This is a genomic window from Pseudomonas machongensis (genome assembly GCF_034961125.1).
GTDB classification, from domain to species: Bacteria; Pseudomonadota; Gammaproteobacteria; order Pseudomonadales; family Pseudomonadaceae; genus Aquipseudomonas; species Aquipseudomonas machongensis.
On record NZ_JAYFUI010000187.1, the window covers coordinates 584251 to 601486 of the forward strand.

Consider the following 17236-nt stretch of genomic DNA (forward strand, 5'->3'; position numbering starts at 1 on the left):
ATTCAATTCGCGGTTTCCTGCGCGGCAATGGCTTCTTTGTGTCCCCGACTCACCCACCAACCAAAGGCGGCGGCCGTGAAGAACATGATCAGGCTGTAGATCGCTGCCGGCACGGCCATGGTGGCGTTGTTCAGCAGGCTGGGGCTCAGCGCCAGCGCGATGGCCAAGGTGCCATTGTGAATGCCGATCTCCATGCCGATGGCAATTGCCTGGCGTTTCGGGATGCGCAACAGGCGCGGCACCCAATACCCCAGCCCCAGGCTGATCACGTTGAACAGCAGCGCGGCGACCCCCACCACCGGCGCGTACTCCACCACCGTCTGCCAGTCCTTGGCCAGTGCCAGGACGATGGTGAAGGCCAGGAACAACGCCGCCACCAGCTTCATCGGCTTCTCCATCCGCGCGGCAAAACCCGGTGCGTAGCGGCGGATCAGCATGCCCAGGCCCACAGGCAGCAAGACGATGGCGAAGACCTGCATGACCTTGGCGAATTGCAGCGGAATGGCCTGGTCCGACTCCATGAAGTAGATCAGCGACAGGTTGACCAGCAGTGGCATAGTGAGGATGGCGATCAGCGAGTTGACCGCCGTCAGCGTGATGTTCAGTGCCACGTCGCCATGTGCCAGGTGGCTGAACAGGTTCGCGGTAGTCCCGCCCGGCGATGCGGCCAAGAGCATCAGGCCCACTGCCAGCGCGGCCTCCAGGCCAAACCCGTTGGCGATCAGGAAGCAGATGAACGGCAGCAACAGGATCTGACAGGCCAGGCCGACCAGCACGGGCTTGGGATACTTCACCACTCGGGCGAAGTCGGCGAGGGTCAGCGACAACCCCAGGCCCAGCATGATGATGCCCAGGGCGATGGGCAGGAAGGCAGTCAGCAAGGGGGAGGCGGTCATCGGCATGCTCGTGGGCGAGGGATTCCGGAGAGTGTAGGCAGGCTCCGTCGATCAGCTAATCGCAAAGTGCCAGCCTTTGGTAACTGATTATTTCCGGATGAGCCGCACCTCGCCGCGACCTGACGCGTTGCGATGGACTGCCGAGCACAGTAGGATTCGCGCTTTTGCCGAAGGATTAGCTCGTCATGTCGTTCCAGCAAGGTCTGCTCGCCACTCCGGTGCCGGCCCACGCCCGTCACCTGTTCTTTGCCCTGCATACGGGGGAGGCGCTGCCTGCCGTTCTGGATGCCTTGTTGCAGCAAGTCGACGGCCACAGCCTGATCCTGGCCGTCGGCGCGCCGCTGGCCAAGGCACTGGGGCGCGATGTCCCGGGCTTGCGCAGCTTCCCGCAGTTGGACGCAGCGGTCGAAAACCCGGCCACCCAGCATGCCCTGTGGCTCTGGTTGCGTGATGACGCGCGTGGTGATCTGTTCCTGCGTGCCCAAGCCCTGGAGCAGGCCCTGGCGCCGGCATTCACGCTGGTCGACAGTGTCGATGGTTTTCTGCACCACGGCGGACACGACCTGACCGGCTATGAAGACGGCACCGAAAACCCGCGGGACAACGATGCTGTCGACGCAGCCATCGTGGCGGGCGAGCAAGCGGGCCTGGCAGGTTCCAGTTTCGCTGCGTTCCAGCTGTGGAAACACGACCTCAACTACTTCAAGTCGCTGCCTCAGCCAGAGCAGGACGACATCATTGGCCGTCGCCTGAGCGACAACGAGGAACTGGAAGACGCGCCGGAGTCGGCCCACGTCAAGCGTACCGCGCAGGAAAGCTATGACCCCGCGGCCTTCATGGTGCGCCGTTCGGTGGCCTGGGCCGACAACCGTGGCGCAGGGCTGGCTTTCGTTGCTCTGGGCCGTTCGTTCGATGCCTTCGAAATCCAGCTGCGGCGCATGAGTGGCCTGGAAGATGGCGTGGTCGATGCCTTGTACCGCTTCAGCCGACCACTGACCGGCGGCTACTACTGGTGCCCGCCAATGGGCGCTGAAGGCCTGGACCTGCGCCTGTTGCTCGGTTAAATATCCCGATACAGAATCGCTGCGCATCGCGGGGTAGAGCGACTAGCCTTGAAGGTTTCCCCCTGTAACCGGGAGCCTCCTTCATGTACGCACGTCGCGATGTCCTGCGCGCCAGCGCCGCGCTTGGCGCGCTGGCCCTGAGCCCTTGGCTGCGCGCCGAGTCCGCCAGCGGCCTGCTGACCCGCAAGATCCCCTCCACCGGGGAGGCCTTGCCGGTCATCGGTGCCGGCACTTCCGGCAGTTTCGAGGTCCAGGCCGGCTCTGCCCAGTACCAACAGCTCAAGGCTGTGCTCGAGGCGTTCTTCAAAGGCGGCGGCAAGGTCATCGACACCTCGCCCAACTACGGCGGTGCCGACGCCATTCTCGGTCAGTTGCTGGAGGAGGGCGGCTGGCGCCGTCAGTGCTTCATCGCCACCAAGATCGCCGCCGACAGCCGCGACGCCGCCGAACGGCAATGGGCGCAAAGCCTGTCCAGCCTGCGCACCGACAAGGTCGACTTGCTGCAGATCCACAACCTGCGCGATTGGCAGACCCAGCTCCCCTATGCCCGGGAGTTGAAGCAGCAAGGCAAGACGCGCTATGTGGGCATCACTCACTATCTCAACAGCGGCCAGGATGAGGTGGCGCGCATCGTGCGCAGCGAGCCGCTGGATTTCATCCAGATCAACTACTCGGTGAACGCCCCGGATGCCGCGCGCGAGCTGCTGCCGCTGTGCCAGGACAAAGGCGTCGCGGTGCTGGTCAACCGTACTTTCGACGACGGCCGGCTGTTCGCCCGGGTCAAAGGTCAGGCATTGCCGGAGTGGGCGGCCGAGGCGGGTATCGGCAGCTGGGCGCAGATGTTCCTGAAGTTCGCCATCAGTCATCCGGCGGTGACCACGGTAATTCCTGCGACCGGCCGACCGGACCGTCAGCTCGACCAGCTCAAGGCGGGCAGCGGGCCGCTGCTGAGCGAAGCCCAGCGCCAGGCGCTGATCAAGCAATTTGCCTGACGCCATGAACGGCTGGCGGCGGCGCCTGGACCAGAGCCTCAACATCCAGCCCGGCGAAGGCCCGGCGGTGGTTGCAGGTCTTGCGCTGTTCTACCTGCTGTTCACCGGTTATTTCATGCTGCGTCCGGTCCGTGAAACCATGGGCGTGGCCGGTGGGGTGGACAATCTGCAATGGCTGTTCACCGGTACCTTCATTGCCACCCTGGCCTGCCTGCCGCTATTCGGATGGCTTGCATCACGGGTGAAGAGGCGACGCATCCTGCCGTGGACCTACGCCTTCTTCGCCAGCAACCTGCTGTTGTTTGCTGTGCTCTTTGCCCGCGACCCGGACGACCTCTGGAATGCGCGGGCTTTTTATATCTGGCTGTCGGTTTTCAACCTGCTGGCCATCTCCCTGGCCTGGAGCGTACTGGCAGACCAGTTTTCCAGCGAGCAGGGCAAGCGCCTGTTCGGCCTGCTCGCGGCGGGTGCAAGCCTTGGCGGCCTGAGCGGGCCGATTCTTGGCACGCTGCTGGTTTCTCCCCTCGGGCACGCGGGCTTGTTGGTGCTGGCGGGCGTCTGCCTGCTTGGCAGCATAGGCGCCGCGCTCTACTTGCAGCACTGGCGTGAGCTGAATCCGCTGCCGGCCATCATCGCGCATCCGGCCTCGCGGCCGCTGGGCGGCAATCCGTTTTCCGGCGCCACCGCGGTGCTGCGGTCGCCCTACCTGCTGGGTATCGCGTTGTTCGTCGTACTGCTGGCCAGCGTCAGCACGTTCCTGTATTTCGAGCAGGCCCGTATCGTCAGTGAGACGTTCAGCGATCGGACACGTCAGACACAAGTCTTCGGTCTGATCGATACGGTCGTGCAAACCCTGGCGATACTCACCCAGGTCTTTCTCACCGGACGCCTGGCCCGGCGCCTGGGTGTCGGCGTGCTACTGGTCGGCGTGCCCCTGGTGATGGCGGTCGGTTTCCTATGGCTGGCGCTGGCGCCGGTATTTGCAGTGTTCGTCTTCGTGATGGTCATGCGTCGTGCGGGTGAGTACGCCCTGGTTCGCCCGGGGCGGGAGATGCTCTTTACCGTGCTGCCCGCCGAAGAGAAATACAAAGCCAAGAACTTCATCGACACCGTGGTCTACCGGGGTGGCGACGCCTTGAGCGGTTGGGTCAAGCGTGGCCTGGACCTGCTGGGCGAGCATCCGCAGTTGGCGATGTCGATCGGCGCCATCCTCGCGCTTGGCTGGGGGGTTACCGGCGCCTGGTTGGGCCGTCGCCAGCGCAGCCTCGAAAACGCTCCGTAAGCGCAATGTACCTCGCGCCAAATACACCGCCCTGCACCTTTAGCGCCACCGGTCTGGCGGCTCGGTAATAAACCGAATCCCCTGTTGCCGCTGAGCTCCGAACTTATGTACGGCAAACGCCCGTGCATATCCCACAGCCACAAGAGGTGCAAGACCATGGCCAATAACCAGAACAAGACTGGCAGTCAGGGTGGTACCAAAAATCCTGGCAACTTCGCCAACGACCGGGAAAAAGCGTCTGAAGCCGGTCGCAAAGGAGGCCAGCAGTCCGGTGGCAACAAGCAGAGCGACGACATGGGCCGCAAGGGCGGTCGCTCGTAAGTGATGCTGCGCGGTGCCGGGGTAACTCGGCACCGCAACAGAGGCAGACCAGGCCGCGGCCTGAAACCACCCAGCTTACAATCTTTAACACAAATATCAAATGAGACTAAATTGACTCATTAATGGTCGGTTAGTACCATTCGAGCCGTTTTTATCAAAGGCTCGGTGAGCAGAAATGAGCAATTTGCGTGCAACAGCATTGGCCAGCTGCCTGGCAGCCACCTTGGTACTGGCGGGCTGTGGGGGGGCTGAAGAACCTCAGGCCGGCGCCCAGAGCGCCTTACCCGTACAAACCCTGACCGTCGCCAGCGAGGCGCTGACCTTGAGTTCCACGTTGCCCGGCCGGGTGGAGCCGATGCGTGTCGCTGAAGTGCGCGCCCGGGTGGCCGGTATCGTCCTGCGCAAGCGCTTCGAAGAAGGCGCCGACGTCAAGGCCGGCGATGTGCTTTTCCAGATCGACCCGGCGCCCTTCAAGGCTTCGCTGTCGCGTGCCGAGGGTGACCTGGCACGTGCCCAGGCGGTGCGTCAGGAAGCGCAGGCACGGGTCAAGCGCTACGCACCGCTGGTGAAGATCGAAGCGGTCAGCCAGCAGGACTTCGACACCGCCAGCGCCGACCTGCGTAGCGCCGAAGCGGCGATTCGTTCGGCCCAGGCCGATGTCGAAACGGCACGTCTCAACCTTGGCTACGCCACGGTCAAGGCGCCGATCTCCGGTCGTATCGGCCGCGCCCTGGTGACCGAAGGTGCGCTGGTCGGGCAGGGCGACGCGACCCTGATGGCGCGTGTCCAGCAGCTCGATCCGATCTATGTCGACTTCACCCAGTCCGCCGCCGATGCCCTGCGTCTGCGCCAGGCCCTGAAGGACGGCGCACTGGCCAGCGGCAGCGATCAGCACCTCACGGCACGGGTCGAAGGCACCGATTACGAGCGCTCCGGGCAATTGGTCTTCACCGATGTCTCGGTCGATCGCGGAACCGGCCAGGTCACCCTGCGCGGACGCTTCGACAACGCTGACGGCATTCTGCTGCCAGGCATGTACGTGCGCGTACACACCCCACAAGGCACCGACAACCGCGCCATTCTCGTGCCGCAGCGTGCGGTGCAGCGCGGCGCCGATGGTCAGGCACGGGTGATGGTGGTAGGCGCTGACGGCATGGCCGAGGCCCGGGGCGTGCAGACCGGCACCATGCATGGCGCGCGCTGGCTGATCACCGAGGGTTTGCAGCCGGGTGATCAGGTCATCGTCGGCAGCCCGGCGGGTCTGACGCCAGGCATGCCGGTGGCACCGTCGGCAACCCAGCAAGCCGCGGCGCGATAAGGCGAGGAAAGCACGATGTCCACGTTCTTCATCAATCGTCCGAACTTCGCCTGGGTCGTGGCGCTGTTCATCTCACTGGCCGGCCTGCTGGTGATTCCGTCATTGCCGGTTGCGCAATACCCCAGCGTCGCACCGCCGCAGATCACCATTACCGCCACCTATCCGGGGGCTTCGGCCAAGGTGCTGGTGGAGTCGGTCACCAGTGTCATCGAAGAGTCGCTCAACGGCGCCAAGAACCTGCTGTACTTCGAGTCGACCAACAACTCCAACGGCATCGCCGAGATCGTCGTCACCTTCGAGCCGGGCACCGAACCTGAGCTGGCCCAGGTCGACGTGCAGAACCGCCTGAAGAAAGCCGAGGCGCGGCTGCCGCAGGCGGTGACCACCCAAGGTGTCGAAGTCGAACAGATCAGCGCTGGCTTCCTGCTGATCTACGCCCTGAGCTACACCGACGCGGCCAGCCATGGCGACACCACTCAACTGGGCGATTATGCCGCGCGCAACATCAACAACGAGCTGCGACGCATCCCGGGGGTGGGCAAATTGCAGTTCTTCTCCTCGGAAGCGGCCATGCGCGTGTGGATCGATCCGCAGAAGCTGGTTGGCTACGGGCTGTCGATCGACGATGTCGGCAATGCCATCCGCGGTCAGAACGTGCAGGTGCCGGCCGGTGCCTTCGGCAGTGCGCCGGGTAGCAGCCAGCAAGAGCTGACCGCGACCCTGGCGGTGCATGGCACCCTGGACGATCCGCAGGCCTTCGGCCGTGTAGTGCTGCGGGCCAATCCCGATGGCTCGATGGTGCGCCTGGCCGATGTCGCACGGCTGGAGGTCGGCAGCGAAAGCTACAACTTCTCCTCGCGCCTCGATGGCAAGCCGGCGGTGGCCGGGGCGGTGCAATTGGCCCCCGGGGCCAACGCCCTGCAGACCGCGGCACGAGTCAAGGCGCGCCTGGCCGAGCTGTCCGAGTTCTTCCCCGAAGGTGTCGAATACTCTGTGCCCTACGACACCTCGCGTTTCGTCGACGTGGCCATCGAGAAAGTCATCCATACCCTGATCGAGGCGATGGTACTGGTGTTCCTGGTGATGTTCCTGTTCCTGCAGAACATCCGCTACACCTTGATCCCGTCGATCGTCGTGCCGGTTTGCCTGCTCGGCACCTTGCTGGTGATGAAGCTGCTCGGTTTCTCGGTGAACATGATGACCATGTTCGGCATGGTCCTGGCCATCGGCATCCTGGTCGACGACGCCATCGTCGTGGTGGAGAACGTCGAGCGGATCATGGCCGAGGAGGGCCTTGGGCCCAGGGAGGCGACGGTCAAGGCCATGGGTCAGGTGTCCGGCGCGATCATCGGTATCACGCTGGTACTGTCAGCGGTGTTTCTGCCGCTGGCGTTCATGTCCGGCTCGGTGGGGGTGATCTACCAGCAGTTCTCGCTGTCGCTGGCCGTGTCGATCCTGTTCTCGGGTTTCCTGGCGCTGACGTTCACCCCGGCGCTGTGCGCCACGCTGCTCAAGCCGGTGCCCCAGGGGCATCATGAGAAACGCGGTGTCTTTGGCGCATTCAACCGCGGCTTTGCCCGCCTGACCGCACGCTACTCTTCGCTCAACAGCGCCTTCGTGGCGCGCGCCGGCCGCTTCATGCTGGTGTATGCGGGGATTCTTGTGGTGCTGGGGTACTTCTACCTGCGCCTGCCCGAATCGTTCGTGCCCGTGGAAGACCAGGGCTACGCCATTGTCGATGTGCAACTGCCGCCAGGCGCCAGCCGGGTGCGCACCGATGCCACGGGCCAGGCGCTGGAGCAGTTCCTGATGTCACGCGAGGCCATTGCTTCGGCGCTTCTGGTCAGCGGCTTCAGCTTCTCGGGCATGGGCGAGAACGCGGCGCTGGCATTCCCGACGTTCAAGGACTGGTCCGAGCGCAGCTCGCAACAGTCGGTGGATGCCGAAACCCAGGTCATCAACGCGCAGTTCGCGGCGCACGGTGACGGCAGCATCATGGCAGTGAACCCGCCACCGATCGATGGCCTGGGCAACTCTGGCGGGTTCGCCCTGCGGCTGCTCGACCGCGGCAACCTGGGGCGCGAAGCGTTGCTGGCCGCGCGTGACAAGATCTTGCAACAGGTCAACGGCAACCCGGCGATCCTCTACGCGATGATGGAAGGCCTGGCCGAGGCGCCGCAATTGCGGGTCGATATCGACCGTGAGAAGGCCCGCGCCCTGGGCGTGACCTTCGAGAGCATCAACAGCACCCTGTCGGCGGCGTTCGGTTCGCAGGTGATCAACGACTTTACCAACGCCGGACGTCAGCAGCGCGTGGTGGTCCAGGCCGAGCAAGGCGAGCGGATGACCCCGGAAGCGGTGCTGCGCCTGTATGCGCCGAACAACGAAGGGCAGCAGGTGCCGTTCAGCGCCTTCGTCACCACGCGCTGGGAAGAAGGCCCGGTGCAGATCGTGCGCTACAACGGCTACCCCTCGATCCGTATTGCAGGGGACGCGGCCCCAGGCTACAGCACCGGTCAAGCGATGGCCGAGATGGAGCATCTGGTCAGCGACCTGCCACCCGGCATCGGGTATGCCTGGACCGGGCTCTCGTATCAGGAAAAAGTCTCCAGCGGCCAGGCCAGCAGCCTGTTCGCGCTGGCCATCCTGGTGGTGTTCCTGCTGCTGGTGGCGTTGTACGAGAGCTGGTCGATCCCGCTGACCGTGATGCTGATCGTGCCGATCGGTGCCTTGGGCGCGGTATTGGCGGTGATGGTGGTCGGCCTGCCCAACGATGTCTACTTCAAGGTCGGCCTGATCACCATCATTGGCCTGGCAGCGAAGAACGCGATCCTGATCGTCGAGTTCGCCAAGGATCTGGTGGAGAAGGGCCACAGCCTGCGTGAAGCGGCCATCGAAGCTGCGCGCCTGCGTTTTCGACCGATCGTGATGACGTCGATGGCCTTCATCCTCGGCGTGGTACCGCTGGCTATCGCGTCCGGCGCCGGGGCTGCGAGTCAGCGGGCGATCGGCACCGGGGTGATCGGCGGCATGCTCAGCGCGACGTTGCTGGGGGTGGTGTTCGTGCCGATCTGTTTCGTCTGGGTGTTGTCGCTGCTCAAGCGCAGGGCCGGCAAGGCTGCTGCGCAACGTCCTGTCGAGGTGGTGGAGTGATGGTCATGGGTAAAGGAATCGCCCCCTTGGCGATGGCGTTGATGCTGGCAGGTTGTTCGATGGCGCCGCAGTACCAACGCCCCGAGGCGCCGATCCCGGCGCAATGGCACGACGGCGCGGCAGCTCAAGGGCAGAGCGTGGAGCAACTGGACTGGCAGGCGTTCGTGGTCGACCCGGGCCTGCGCCAGCTGATCAGCAGCGCTCTGGACAACAACCGCTCGCTGCGCCAGACCTTGCTCGATATCGAGCAGGCCCGTGCCCAGTACCGGATCCAGCGCGCCGATCGTGTACCGGGCTTGAATGCCGGCGCGTCGGGCAATCGCCAGCACCAACCAGCGAGCCTGGCGGCCGACGGACGCAGCGGTGTGGCCAGCACCTATCAGGTCGGCCTTGCCTTACCCGAATACGAATTGGACCTGTTCGGTCGGGTCAAGAGCCTGAGCGATGCGGCACTGGAGCAGTACCTGGCCACGGAGGAGGCCGGTCGAGCCGCGCGCCTGGCGCTGATCGCCGAGGTCAGCCAGGCCTACCTCACCCTGGATGGCGCGCAGCGCCGCCTGACCCTGACCCGCCAGACGCTGGCCAGCCGCGAGGACTCACTGGCTCTGGTCGGCCAACGTCGCGCTGCCGGTACCGCCACGGCACTGGACCATCAGGAAGCGCTGGGCTTGGTCGAACAATCCCGCGCGGAGCTTGAGAGCACCCAGCGCCAGCAGCGCCAGGCCTTCAACGCGCTGGTGCTGCTGGTCGGCAGTGCCGATGCGGCCAGGGACATACCGGTATCTGCCGGCCAAGCCCCTTGGGTATTGCAGGACATCGCACCGGGTGCACCTTCGGCGCTGCTCGAACGGCGCCCTGACATTCTCGCTGCCGAGCACCGGCTGCGAGCCCGCAACGCCGATATCGGCGCGGCCCGCGCGGCGTTCTTCCCGAGGATCAGCCTCACCGGCAGCTTCGGTACCTCAAGCGCACAGATGTCGGGGCTGTTCGACGGTGGCTCGCGTAGCTGGAGCTTCATGCCACAACTGTCGTTGCCGCTGTTCGATGGCGGGCGCAACCGTGCCGGGCTGGATCTTGCGCAGGTACGCAAGGACTCGGCAGTGGCGGCCTACGAGGGCACAGTACAGACGGCATTTCGCGAAGTGGCCGATGCGCTTGCAGCCAGCGACACGCTGCGCCGAGAGGAAGCGGCGCGCAGCGCGCTGGTCGAGACCAGCCGGGCAACCCTGGAGCTGGCAAGGGCGCGCTATCAGGGCGGGATAGACAATCACCTGCGCTACCTGGATGCGCAGCGCAGCAGCTATGTGAACGAGTCGACGTTGATCGAGGCCAGCACCCAGCGCCAGATTGCCTTGGTCGACCTGTTCCGTGCGCTGGGTGGGGGGTGGCCTGCGCCCAAGGGCTGAAGGGCTCCTTTGGTTGGACGATCCAACCGTTCGGCCCCTGGACCTTGTGTCCTGGGGCCTTTTTTTGCCAGTCCTCAGGCCTGGACCCTGGCCCCTTGCAGGAACAACTGCTCCAGTGCCTGCGCCGAATTGGCGCTGGCCGCCCGGCCACGGCGCTCGGCATCGACCATGCCGAAGATCATGGTCAGGAACATTTCGGTGAATACCGCCGCGCTGATGTCGATGCGCAGCGTACCCATCTGCTGGGCGCGCAGGAAGAATGCATCCATGGCCTGGGTATAGGTGTCCCAACGACGGTCGTCGCCGTCGCCGAGCAAGGTGTCGGGGCGGTACTGGAACATCAGGAAGACCAGCATCTCGCGGTGCTTGAGATGCTCGGTGATCAGGTAGCGTATCGCCTGCAGTGGCTCGGCGTTGGCCAGGTCGGCTTCTTCGATGACCTGGTTCAGCACGCGCTCGCCGTGCTTCTCGAGCATGTCCACGAGATTGTCGCGGGTACCGCAGAAGCGGTGCAGGGTGGCCTTGCTGATGCCGGCGGTCTCGGCCAGCTCCTTGAGCGTGGCGCGCGGCTGGACGACGATGGCGTGGGCAAGTGCCTTGAGCAGGCGTTCGTCGTGGGGGGTGGGTTGCATCTGGGTTCCTCGCGTGGATCGCATGGAACCCATTGTGCAGAAAATACCGGGCTGTTCAATGTTTTCGAGATGAAAATGCCTCATGTGAGACTTTTCTGGCTCGAGTGATTGAAAAAGCCCGGGTCCAGGCTCAGTGCGGCGCGCGCACGATGGTCTTGAGCAGGTCTTCCGGGCTGATGTGCCCAACCACCTGGCCCACCGCACTGCCGGGGGTAGGCAGGTCGATGATGTGGCCTTTCATCCGACCGACCACGTGCATTTCGCACGGCTTGCAGTCGAATTTCAGGGTCAGCACTTCGTCGCCATGAATCAGCTGCATTGGCGCGACCTTGGTTCGTACACCGGTAACGCCCTTGGCCTGCTTGGGGCACAGGTTGAAGGAGAAGCGCAGGCAGTGCTTGGTGATCATCACCGGCACGTCGCCGTGTTCCTCATGAGCCTCGAACGCAGCATCGATCAACTTCACCCCATGGCGATGATAGAAGTCACGGGCTTTCTGGTTGTAGACGTTGGCCAGGAACGACAGGTGCGCTTCGGGATAGACCGGTGGCGGACTGGTCTCGGCCTTGCGGCTGCCGCGCGGGTGCGCCTTGACCCGCGCCTCGGTGAGCGCCTCGATAGCCTCACGGCGCAGGGCCTTGAGCTGAGAGTTGGGGATGAAATACGCCTGCGGGGCATCGAGCTCAATGGCCTCGGCGTGGTACTGGGTGGTACCCAGTTGGCCCAGCAGGTCGTGCAACTGATCCAGCGCCTGCTGCGGCTTGTTGGCTGCGCCGAACGGGCCGTCCAGGGCAACCTGCACGGTGATGCCTTCCTCGCTGGTGACGCTCAGCGCCAGGCGTTGCTCGGTCAGCACGGCCTGCCACTGAACCGCGACGCGACGCTCGGAGGAGGTGCGTTGCAGCGCCTGTTGCCAGTTATGGTCGAGGTTGCGTGACAGGGGGTGGTTCGGTCGCAGCTTGTGCAAACCTTCGGGCATCTCGTTGGGCTCGACGCGATAACGGTAGCGTGTCTGGCCGTCTTCCTCGAACTCGCCACGCGGCTCGGCGATGTTGGCCCGGAAGCCCACCACTTCGCGCTTGACCAGCACGTTCAAACCGTCGCCGTTGGTCAGCGGCACCTCGGTCACCACCATCAGGTCACGCTTGCCGACCTTTTCCACCACACCTACCGGCAAGCCGGTGAAGGTGGGCGAATCGAAGGCACCGATGTCGATCTTGCGGTCGCTGACGAAGTAGTCGGTGCTGCCGCGGTGGAAGGTCTTGTCTGGATCGGGTACGAAGAAGTGCTGGGTACGACCGCTCGACGCGCGGGCCAGGTCCGGGCGATCTTCGAGAATCGCATCCAGCTCCTTGCGGTAGTGGGCGGTGATGTTCTTCACATAACCCATGTCCTTGTAGCGCCCTTCGATCTTGAACGAGCGCACGCCGGCGTCGACCAGGTCGCGAAGGTTGGCGGTCTGGTTGTTGTCCTTCATCGACAGCAGGTGCTTTTCGAAAGCGACCACCCGGCCCTGGTCGTCTTTGAGGGTGTAGGGCAGGCGACAGGCCTGCGAGCAATCGCCGCGGTTGGCGCTGCGGCCGGTCTGGGCATGGGAGATGTTGCATTGGCCGGAGAAGGCCACGCACAAGGCGCCGTGGATGAAGAACTCGATGGCAGCATCGGTCTCGGCGGCGATGGCGCGGATCTGCTGCAGGTTCAGTTCACGCGCCAGCACCAGTTGGGAGAAACCGGCCTGGTCGAGAAACCGGGCCCGCTCGAGCGTACGGATGTCGGTCTGAGTGCTGGCATGCAGCTCGATCGGCGGTATGTCCAGCTCCATCACCCCCAGGTCCTGGACGATCAATGCATCGACACCGGCGTCGTACAGCTGGTGGATCAGCTTGCGTGCAGCCTCCAGCTCGTTGTCATGGAGAATGGTATTGATCGTGGTGAAGACCCGCGCGTGATAGCGCCGGGCGAACTCCACCAACTCGGCGATATCGCCGACCTCGTTGCACGCGTTGTGCCGCGCGCCGAAGCTTGGGCCGCCGATGTAGATGGCGTCGGCGCCATGCAGGATGGCCTCGCGGGCGATGGCCACATCGCGGGCAGGGCTGAGCAGTTCCAGGTGATTCTTTGGAAGGGACATGTCGTTATAGGTTCGGGCTGTCACGGTTTAGGGCGGCATTGTAGCGATGAAATGCGCTGGTGGCATCTTTGGGCGCCCACAGGTCTCACCAGTGAGCAACAATCAGAGCCTCATCGCCTTCAGGCATTCCACCAAACGCAGTGCCGCCGGGGACAGGCTGCACTCGCTGCGGGTAATGACCCCCAGCTCGCGCTCCAACCCTGCTTCGTCCAGTTGCCGACGAACCAGTCGCCCTTCACCGTCATCCGCCGATTCCGGCAGCAGCGTGACGCCCAGCCCATTGCGCACCAGCGCCAATACCGTCGACATGTAGTTGGCTTCCATGGCCGCTTGCAACACCAGCCCGTGTGCGCGGAACACCTGTTCGATCTGCGCCCGCACGCTGCTGTCGCGCCCGGTGAGGATCATCGGCAGGCCTTTCAGGGCTTGCAGACTGACGGGGCCGGTGGCCAGCGGGTGCCCGGCGGGCACAAACAGGCACAGTCGATCGCGCAGCAGCGGTGTGAAGTCCAGCCCATGGCCGAACTGGCTGCGCACACCCACCCCAAAATCCACATCGCCTTCGCGCACGCGCTCGACGATGCGCTCGGCAACCAGGTCGCGCAGACGCACTTCGACACCTGGATGCAACTGGCGGAACACCGCCAGCCGCTCAGCCAGCGCCCCGGCGCACAGCGAGGGCAGGGCAGCCACGGTGACCACCCCGCGGCGCACCGCCGCCAAGCCCTGGCTGGCACTGACGATATTGGAAAGATCGAGCAGCAGCTTCTCCATTGCCGGCAGCGCCTCGCGCCCTGCGCCCGTGAGGGTGACGTGCCGAGGGCTGCGTTCGAGCAGGGCGACGCCCAGCCAGGTTTCGAGTTGGCGGATCTGTACGGTCAGGGCCGAGGGCGACAGGTGCAGGTCGTCGGCGGCGCGGGCGAAGTTGCCGCGTTGGGCAACGGTGATGAAGGCACGAATATGCTGCAGGGCATTCTTCATTTTGTTTTTTCGAATGTGCGTGGCTTTAAATTGCAATTTACACGCTACCGGACCTCTCCTGATACTCGGGGCAACAACAAAAAAAGCCGGAGTAACCCCATGCTCGCCCTCTATGGCGTCATTACCATTCTGTCCCTGCTGATCGCGGTCATGAGCAAGCGCATCTCGCCTCTGGTCGCGCTGATCGCCCTTCCCGTCGTGGCTGCCTTGCTCGCGGGCTTCGGCCTGCAGACCAGCGGGTTCATTCTCACGGGTATCAAGAATGTCGCCCCGGTGGTCGGCATGTTCATCTTCGCCATCCTGTTCTTCGGGGTGATGACCGATGCCGGCATGCTCGACCCCATCATCGACCGCATCCTGCGCGCCGTCGGGACCCGCCCGACCCGTATCGTCTGCGGCACCGCGCTGCTGGCGTTGCTGGTGCACCTGGACGGCTCGGGTGCGGTGACCTTCCTCGTCACGGTGCCCGCGATGCTGCCGCTGTATACGCGCCTGGGCATCGACCGGCGGGTCCTGGCCTGCGTTGCGGCGATGGCGGCGGGGGTGAACTTCCTGCCCTGGACAGGCCCGGTGCTGCGCTCATCCGCCGCGCTGCACGTGCCGGTGGCCGAGCTGTTCCAGCCACTGATTCCGGTGCAGGTGGTGGGGCTGTTGTTCGTCTTCGGCTGTGCCTACTGGCTGGGCCGACGTGAAGAGAAGCGCCTGGGGCTCATGGCCGGCGCCGATGCCGGCGCGGCACCGCAGCGCATCTTGAGCGCCGATGAACAGGCCCTGCGCCGGACCCACATGTTCTGGCCGAACCTGCTGCTCACCGTGCTGGTGATGGCGGTGATGATCGCCGGCTGGGTCGACCCCGTGGTGATGTTCATGCTCGGCACTGTTGCGGCGCTTTGCCTGAACTACCCGCGTGTCGATCAGCAGCGCGAACGCATCGACGCGCACGCCAAGACTGCCCTGACCATGGCCAGCATCCTGCTTGCCGCGGGGGTGTTCACCGGGATCATGCAGGGCACGGGCATGCTCAAGGCCATGGCCGAGGTGGCGGTGCAACAGATTCCGCCGGGGCACGGGCGATTGATTCCTGCCCTTGTGGGCTTCGTGTCGATGCCGCTCAGCTTGCTGTTCGACCCGGACTCGTTCTACTTCGGGGTCATGCCGGTGATTGCCGAAGTCGGCCGCTCGCTGGGCGTGGACCCGGTGCAGGTGGCCCAGGCGTCGCTGCTCGGGGTCCATACCACCGGCTTCCCGGTCAGCCCGCTGACCCCGGCGACTTTCCTGCTGGTGGGGCTGTGCAAGCTTGACCTTGCCGATCACCAGCGTTTCACCCTGCCATTTCTGTTCGCCGCGTCGGTGCTGATGACCCTGACCGCGCTGGCACTTGGAGTCTTCTGAACATGAACACTTTGCGAATTGGCGCCGGTGCCGGTTATTCCGGCGATCGCCTGGAGCCTGCGGTGGAACTGGCCCGGGATGGGCAGCTGGACTACCTGGTCTTCGAGTGCCTGGCCGAACGCACCATCGCCCTGGCCCAGCAAGCCCGATTGGCTGACCCTTGTGCCGGCTTCGATCCGTTGCTGGCCGAGCGCATGCAGGCGGTGCTGCCCTACGTACGCCGCGGCGAGCAGCGGCTGCGGATCATCACCAACATGGGCGCAGCCAACCCGCGTGGCGCCGCGCGACAAGTGTCGGCCATCGCGGCTGAACTCGGGTTGCAGGGGCTGAAGGTCGCGGCCGTGGAAGGTGACGATGTGCTCGACGTGCTGCGCGAGCACCCGGAGTGGACGCTGGACAATGGCCTGACGGTGGCCGGGTTGGGGGAGCGGCTGGTCTCGGCCAACGCCTATCTGGGGATTGAAGGGATCGTTCAGGCGCTGGCCCTGGACGCCGATGTGGTGATAACCGGTCGTGTCGCCGATCCGTCGCTGTTCCTTGCCCCCCAAGTGCATCACTTTGGCTGGCCTGCCGACGATTGGCGCCGCCGTGGCCGAGGGACGCTGACCGGGCACTTGCTCGAATGCGCAGGGCAGGTCAGTGGCGGCTACTTTGCCGACCCCGGCATGAAGGATGTGGCCGACCTGGCACGGCTGGGTTTCCCCTTCGCCGATATCGACAGCGAAGGCCTGGCCACGCTCGGCAAGGTGGCCGGCAGTGGCGGTCGCATCGATGTCGCGACGTGCACCGAGCAACTGCTTTACGAGGTACACGATCCACGTCGGTATCTGACGCCTGATGTCACGGCCGACTTTTCGGGCGTGCACTTGCAGGCCTGCGGCAAGGATCAGGTGCGCGTCAGTGGTGGCGAAGGCACGGCTCGCCCACAGCACCTCAAGGTGACCGTAGGCTATCGGGATGGCTGGATCGGCGAAGGGCAGATGTCCTACGGTGGCCCGAACGCCGTGGCGCGGGCGCGTTTGGCCGGGCGGATCGTCGAGGAACGCCTGGCGTTGACGGGCGTCGCCGTCGAAGAATTGCGCTGCGAGCTGATGGGGGTTGATTCGCTGCACGCCAGCCACTTCGGCATGGGCGGCGAACCCTGGGAGGTACGCCTGCGGGTTGCGGCGCGCTGCCCGAGCCGTGAAGCGGCGCAGGCGGTCGCCAACGAGGTCGAGACCCTCTACACCAATGGCCCGGCTGGCGGTGGCGGGGCCACTCGCCAGGTCCGCGAAGTATTGGCCGTCGCCAGCCTCTACGTGCCGCGTGAACTCGCGCAACCTCAAGTCCACCTGGAGCAATGTCCATGACCCGCCGACTGCACGAACTTGCTCACACCCGTACCGGGGACAAGGGCGACACCTCGAACATCTCGCTGATCGCGTATCGGGACGAGGACTACCCGCTGCTTGAACGGGAGCTGACAGCGGAACGGGTGGCAGCGTGGTTCGCCCATCTTCGCGATGAAAGCGCGGGGCCTGTACGTCGCTATGACTTGCCGCAACTCAAGGCCCTGAACTTCGTGCTGCCGGGTTTATTGCGTGGTGGCGTGACCCGCTCGTTGGCGCTGGATGCCCATGGCAAGTGCCTGGGGGCGGCGTTGTTGGCGATGGAGGTCTAGCTCTGCTA

General features: G+C 64.7%; 14 protein-coding genes. 10 read left to right on the forward strand and 4 right to left on the reverse strand.

Annotated elements, in window-relative coordinates:
• Positions 1-2: 2 nt before the first annotated feature.
• Positions 3-896, reverse strand: coding sequence for a bile acid:sodium symporter family protein (locus VA602_RS21540; protein WP_125929870.1), 894 nt, complete (start codon positions 894-896; stop codon positions 3-5).
• A 185-nt stretch (positions 897-1081) separates the two neighbouring features.
• On the opposite strand from VA602_RS21540, the gene VA602_RS21545 reads away from it, so the two are divergent.
• The 7 genes from VA602_RS21545 (at position 1082) to VA602_RS21575 (ending at position 10432) form a co-directional block, all read left to right on the forward strand.
• Entirely contained in the window at positions 1082-1960 is an 879-nt protein-coding gene (locus tag VA602_RS21545; RefSeq protein WP_063544871.1) for a Dyp-type peroxidase, read from the forward strand.
• Positions 1961-2043: 83 nt separating this feature from the next.
• The gene (locus VA602_RS21550) at positions 2044-2952 is read left to right on the forward strand and encodes an aldo/keto reductase (RefSeq protein WP_323454275.1); all 909 of its coding nucleotides are present in this window, start codon (positions 2044-2046) and stop codon (positions 2950-2952) included.
• A gap of 4 nt (positions 2953-2956) precedes the next feature.
• Positions 2957-4234 carry an NTP/NDP exchange transporter gene (locus VA602_RS21555; protein ID WP_323454276.1) on the forward strand — a complete coding sequence of 426 codons (1278 nt, stop codon included), beginning with the start codon at positions 2957-2959 and terminating at the stop codon, positions 4232-4234.
• Between the two features lie 156 nt (positions 4235-4390).
• Positions 4391-4555 carry a con-10 family general stress protein gene (locus VA602_RS21560; protein WP_197889690.1) on the forward strand — a complete coding sequence of 55 codons (165 nt, stop codon included), beginning with the start codon at positions 4391-4393 and terminating at the stop codon, positions 4553-4555.
• Between the two features lie 175 nt (positions 4556-4730).
• Positions 4731-5873, forward strand: coding sequence for a MexC family multidrug efflux RND transporter periplasmic adaptor subunit (locus VA602_RS21565; protein ID WP_323454277.1), 1143 nt, complete (start codon positions 4731-4733; stop codon positions 5871-5873).
• 15 nt (positions 5874-5888) lie between these two features.
• Positions 5889-9026, forward strand: coding sequence for an efflux RND transporter permease subunit (locus tag VA602_RS21570; protein WP_323454278.1), 3138 nt, complete (start codon positions 5889-5891; stop codon positions 9024-9026).
• A complete protein-coding gene (locus VA602_RS21575; RefSeq protein WP_407682526.1) occupies positions 9026-10432 on the forward strand; it encodes an efflux transporter outer membrane subunit in 1407 nt (468 codons plus the stop codon). The genes VA602_RS21570 and VA602_RS21575 overlap by 1 nt, the downstream gene beginning before the upstream one ends.
• Before the next feature lie 74 nt (positions 10433-10506).
• Here VA602_RS21575 and VA602_RS21580 read toward each other — a convergent pair whose 3' ends face one another.
• The 3 genes from VA602_RS21580 to VA602_RS21590 form a co-directional block, all read right to left on the reverse strand.
• Positions 10507-11064: a TetR/AcrR family transcriptional regulator gene (locus tag VA602_RS21580; protein ID WP_153773621.1), complete on the reverse strand. Its 558-nt coding sequence runs from the start codon at positions 11062-11064 to the stop codon at positions 10507-10509.
• Positions 11065-11194: 130 nt separating this feature from the next.
• Positions 11195-13195 carry a peptidase U32 family protein gene (locus tag VA602_RS21585; RefSeq protein ID WP_323454280.1) on the reverse strand — a complete coding sequence of 667 codons (2001 nt, stop codon included), beginning with the start codon at positions 13193-13195 and terminating at the stop codon, positions 11195-11197.
• 102 nt (positions 13196-13297) lie between these two features.
• A complete protein-coding gene (locus VA602_RS21590) occupies positions 13298-14176 on the reverse strand; it encodes a LysR family transcriptional regulator (protein ID WP_323454281.1) in 879 nt (292 codons plus the stop codon).
• 99 nt (positions 14177-14275) lie between these two features.
• Here VA602_RS21590 and VA602_RS21595 point away from each other — a divergent pair, with 99 nt between their 5' ends.
• From VA602_RS21595 to VA602_RS21605, 3 genes are read left to right on the forward strand one after another with little or no spacing between them, the layout of a single operon-like run.
• Positions 14276-15568, forward strand: a complete 1293-nt coding sequence (locus VA602_RS21595; protein WP_323454282.1) for a CitMHS family transporter — start codon at positions 14276-14278, stop codon at positions 15566-15568.
• A gap of 2 nt (positions 15569-15570) precedes the next feature.
• Positions 15571-16917: an acyclic terpene utilization AtuA family protein gene (locus VA602_RS21600; protein WP_323454283.1), complete on the forward strand. Its 1347-nt coding sequence runs from the start codon at positions 15571-15573 to the stop codon at positions 16915-16917.
• A complete protein-coding gene (locus VA602_RS21605; protein ID WP_054891400.1) occupies positions 16914-17228 on the forward strand; it encodes an AtuA-related protein in 315 nt (104 codons plus the stop codon). The genes VA602_RS21600 and VA602_RS21605 overlap by 4 nt, the downstream gene beginning before the upstream one ends.
• Positions 17229-17236 lie beyond the last annotated feature (8 nt).

Bases quoted from the DNA above. Each gene is read 5' to 3' on its own strand.
- VA602_RS21540 (WP_125929870.1), bottom strand. From the start codon at position 896: ATGACCGCCTCCCCCTTGCTGACTGCCTTCCTGCCCATCGCCCTGGGC.
- VA602_RS21545 (WP_063544871.1), top strand. From the start codon at position 1,082: ATGTCGTTCCAGCAAGGTCTGCTCGCCACTCCGGTGCCGGCCCACGCC.
- VA602_RS21550 (WP_323454275.1), top strand. From the start codon at position 2,044: ATGTACGCACGTCGCGATGTCCTGCGCGCCAGCGCCGCGCTTGGCGCG.
- VA602_RS21555 (WP_323454276.1), top strand. From the start codon at position 2,957: ATGAACGGCTGGCGGCGGCGCCTGGACCAGAGCCTCAACATCCAGCCC.
- VA602_RS21560 (WP_197889690.1), top strand. From the start codon at position 4,391: ATGGCCAATAACCAGAACAAGACTGGCAGTCAGGGTGGTACCAAAAAT.
- VA602_RS21565 (WP_323454277.1), top strand. From the start codon at position 4,731: ATGAGCAATTTGCGTGCAACAGCATTGGCCAGCTGCCTGGCAGCCACC.
- VA602_RS21570 (WP_323454278.1), top strand. From the start codon at position 5,889: ATGTCCACGTTCTTCATCAATCGTCCGAACTTCGCCTGGGTCGTGGCG.
- VA602_RS21575 (WP_407682526.1), top strand. From the start codon at position 9,026: ATGGTCATGGGTAAAGGAATCGCCCCCTTGGCGATGGCGTTGATGCTG.
- VA602_RS21580 (WP_153773621.1), bottom strand. From the start codon at position 11,064: ATGCAACCCACCCCCCACGACGAACGCCTGCTCAAGGCACTTGCCCAC.
- VA602_RS21585 (WP_323454280.1), bottom strand. From the start codon at position 13,195: ATGTCCCTTCCAAAGAATCACCTGGAACTGCTCAGCCCTGCCCGCGAT.
- VA602_RS21590 (WP_323454281.1), bottom strand. From the start codon at position 14,176: ATGAAGAATGCCCTGCAGCATATTCGTGCCTTCATCACCGTTGCCCAA.
- VA602_RS21595 (WP_323454282.1), top strand. From the start codon at position 14,276: ATGCTCGCCCTCTATGGCGTCATTACCATTCTGTCCCTGCTGATCGCG.
- VA602_RS21600 (WP_323454283.1), top strand. From the start codon at position 15,571: ATGAACACTTTGCGAATTGGCGCCGGTGCCGGTTATTCCGGCGATCGC.
- VA602_RS21605 (WP_054891400.1), top strand. From the start codon at position 16,914: ATGACCCGCCGACTGCACGAACTTGCTCACACCCGTACCGGGGACAAG.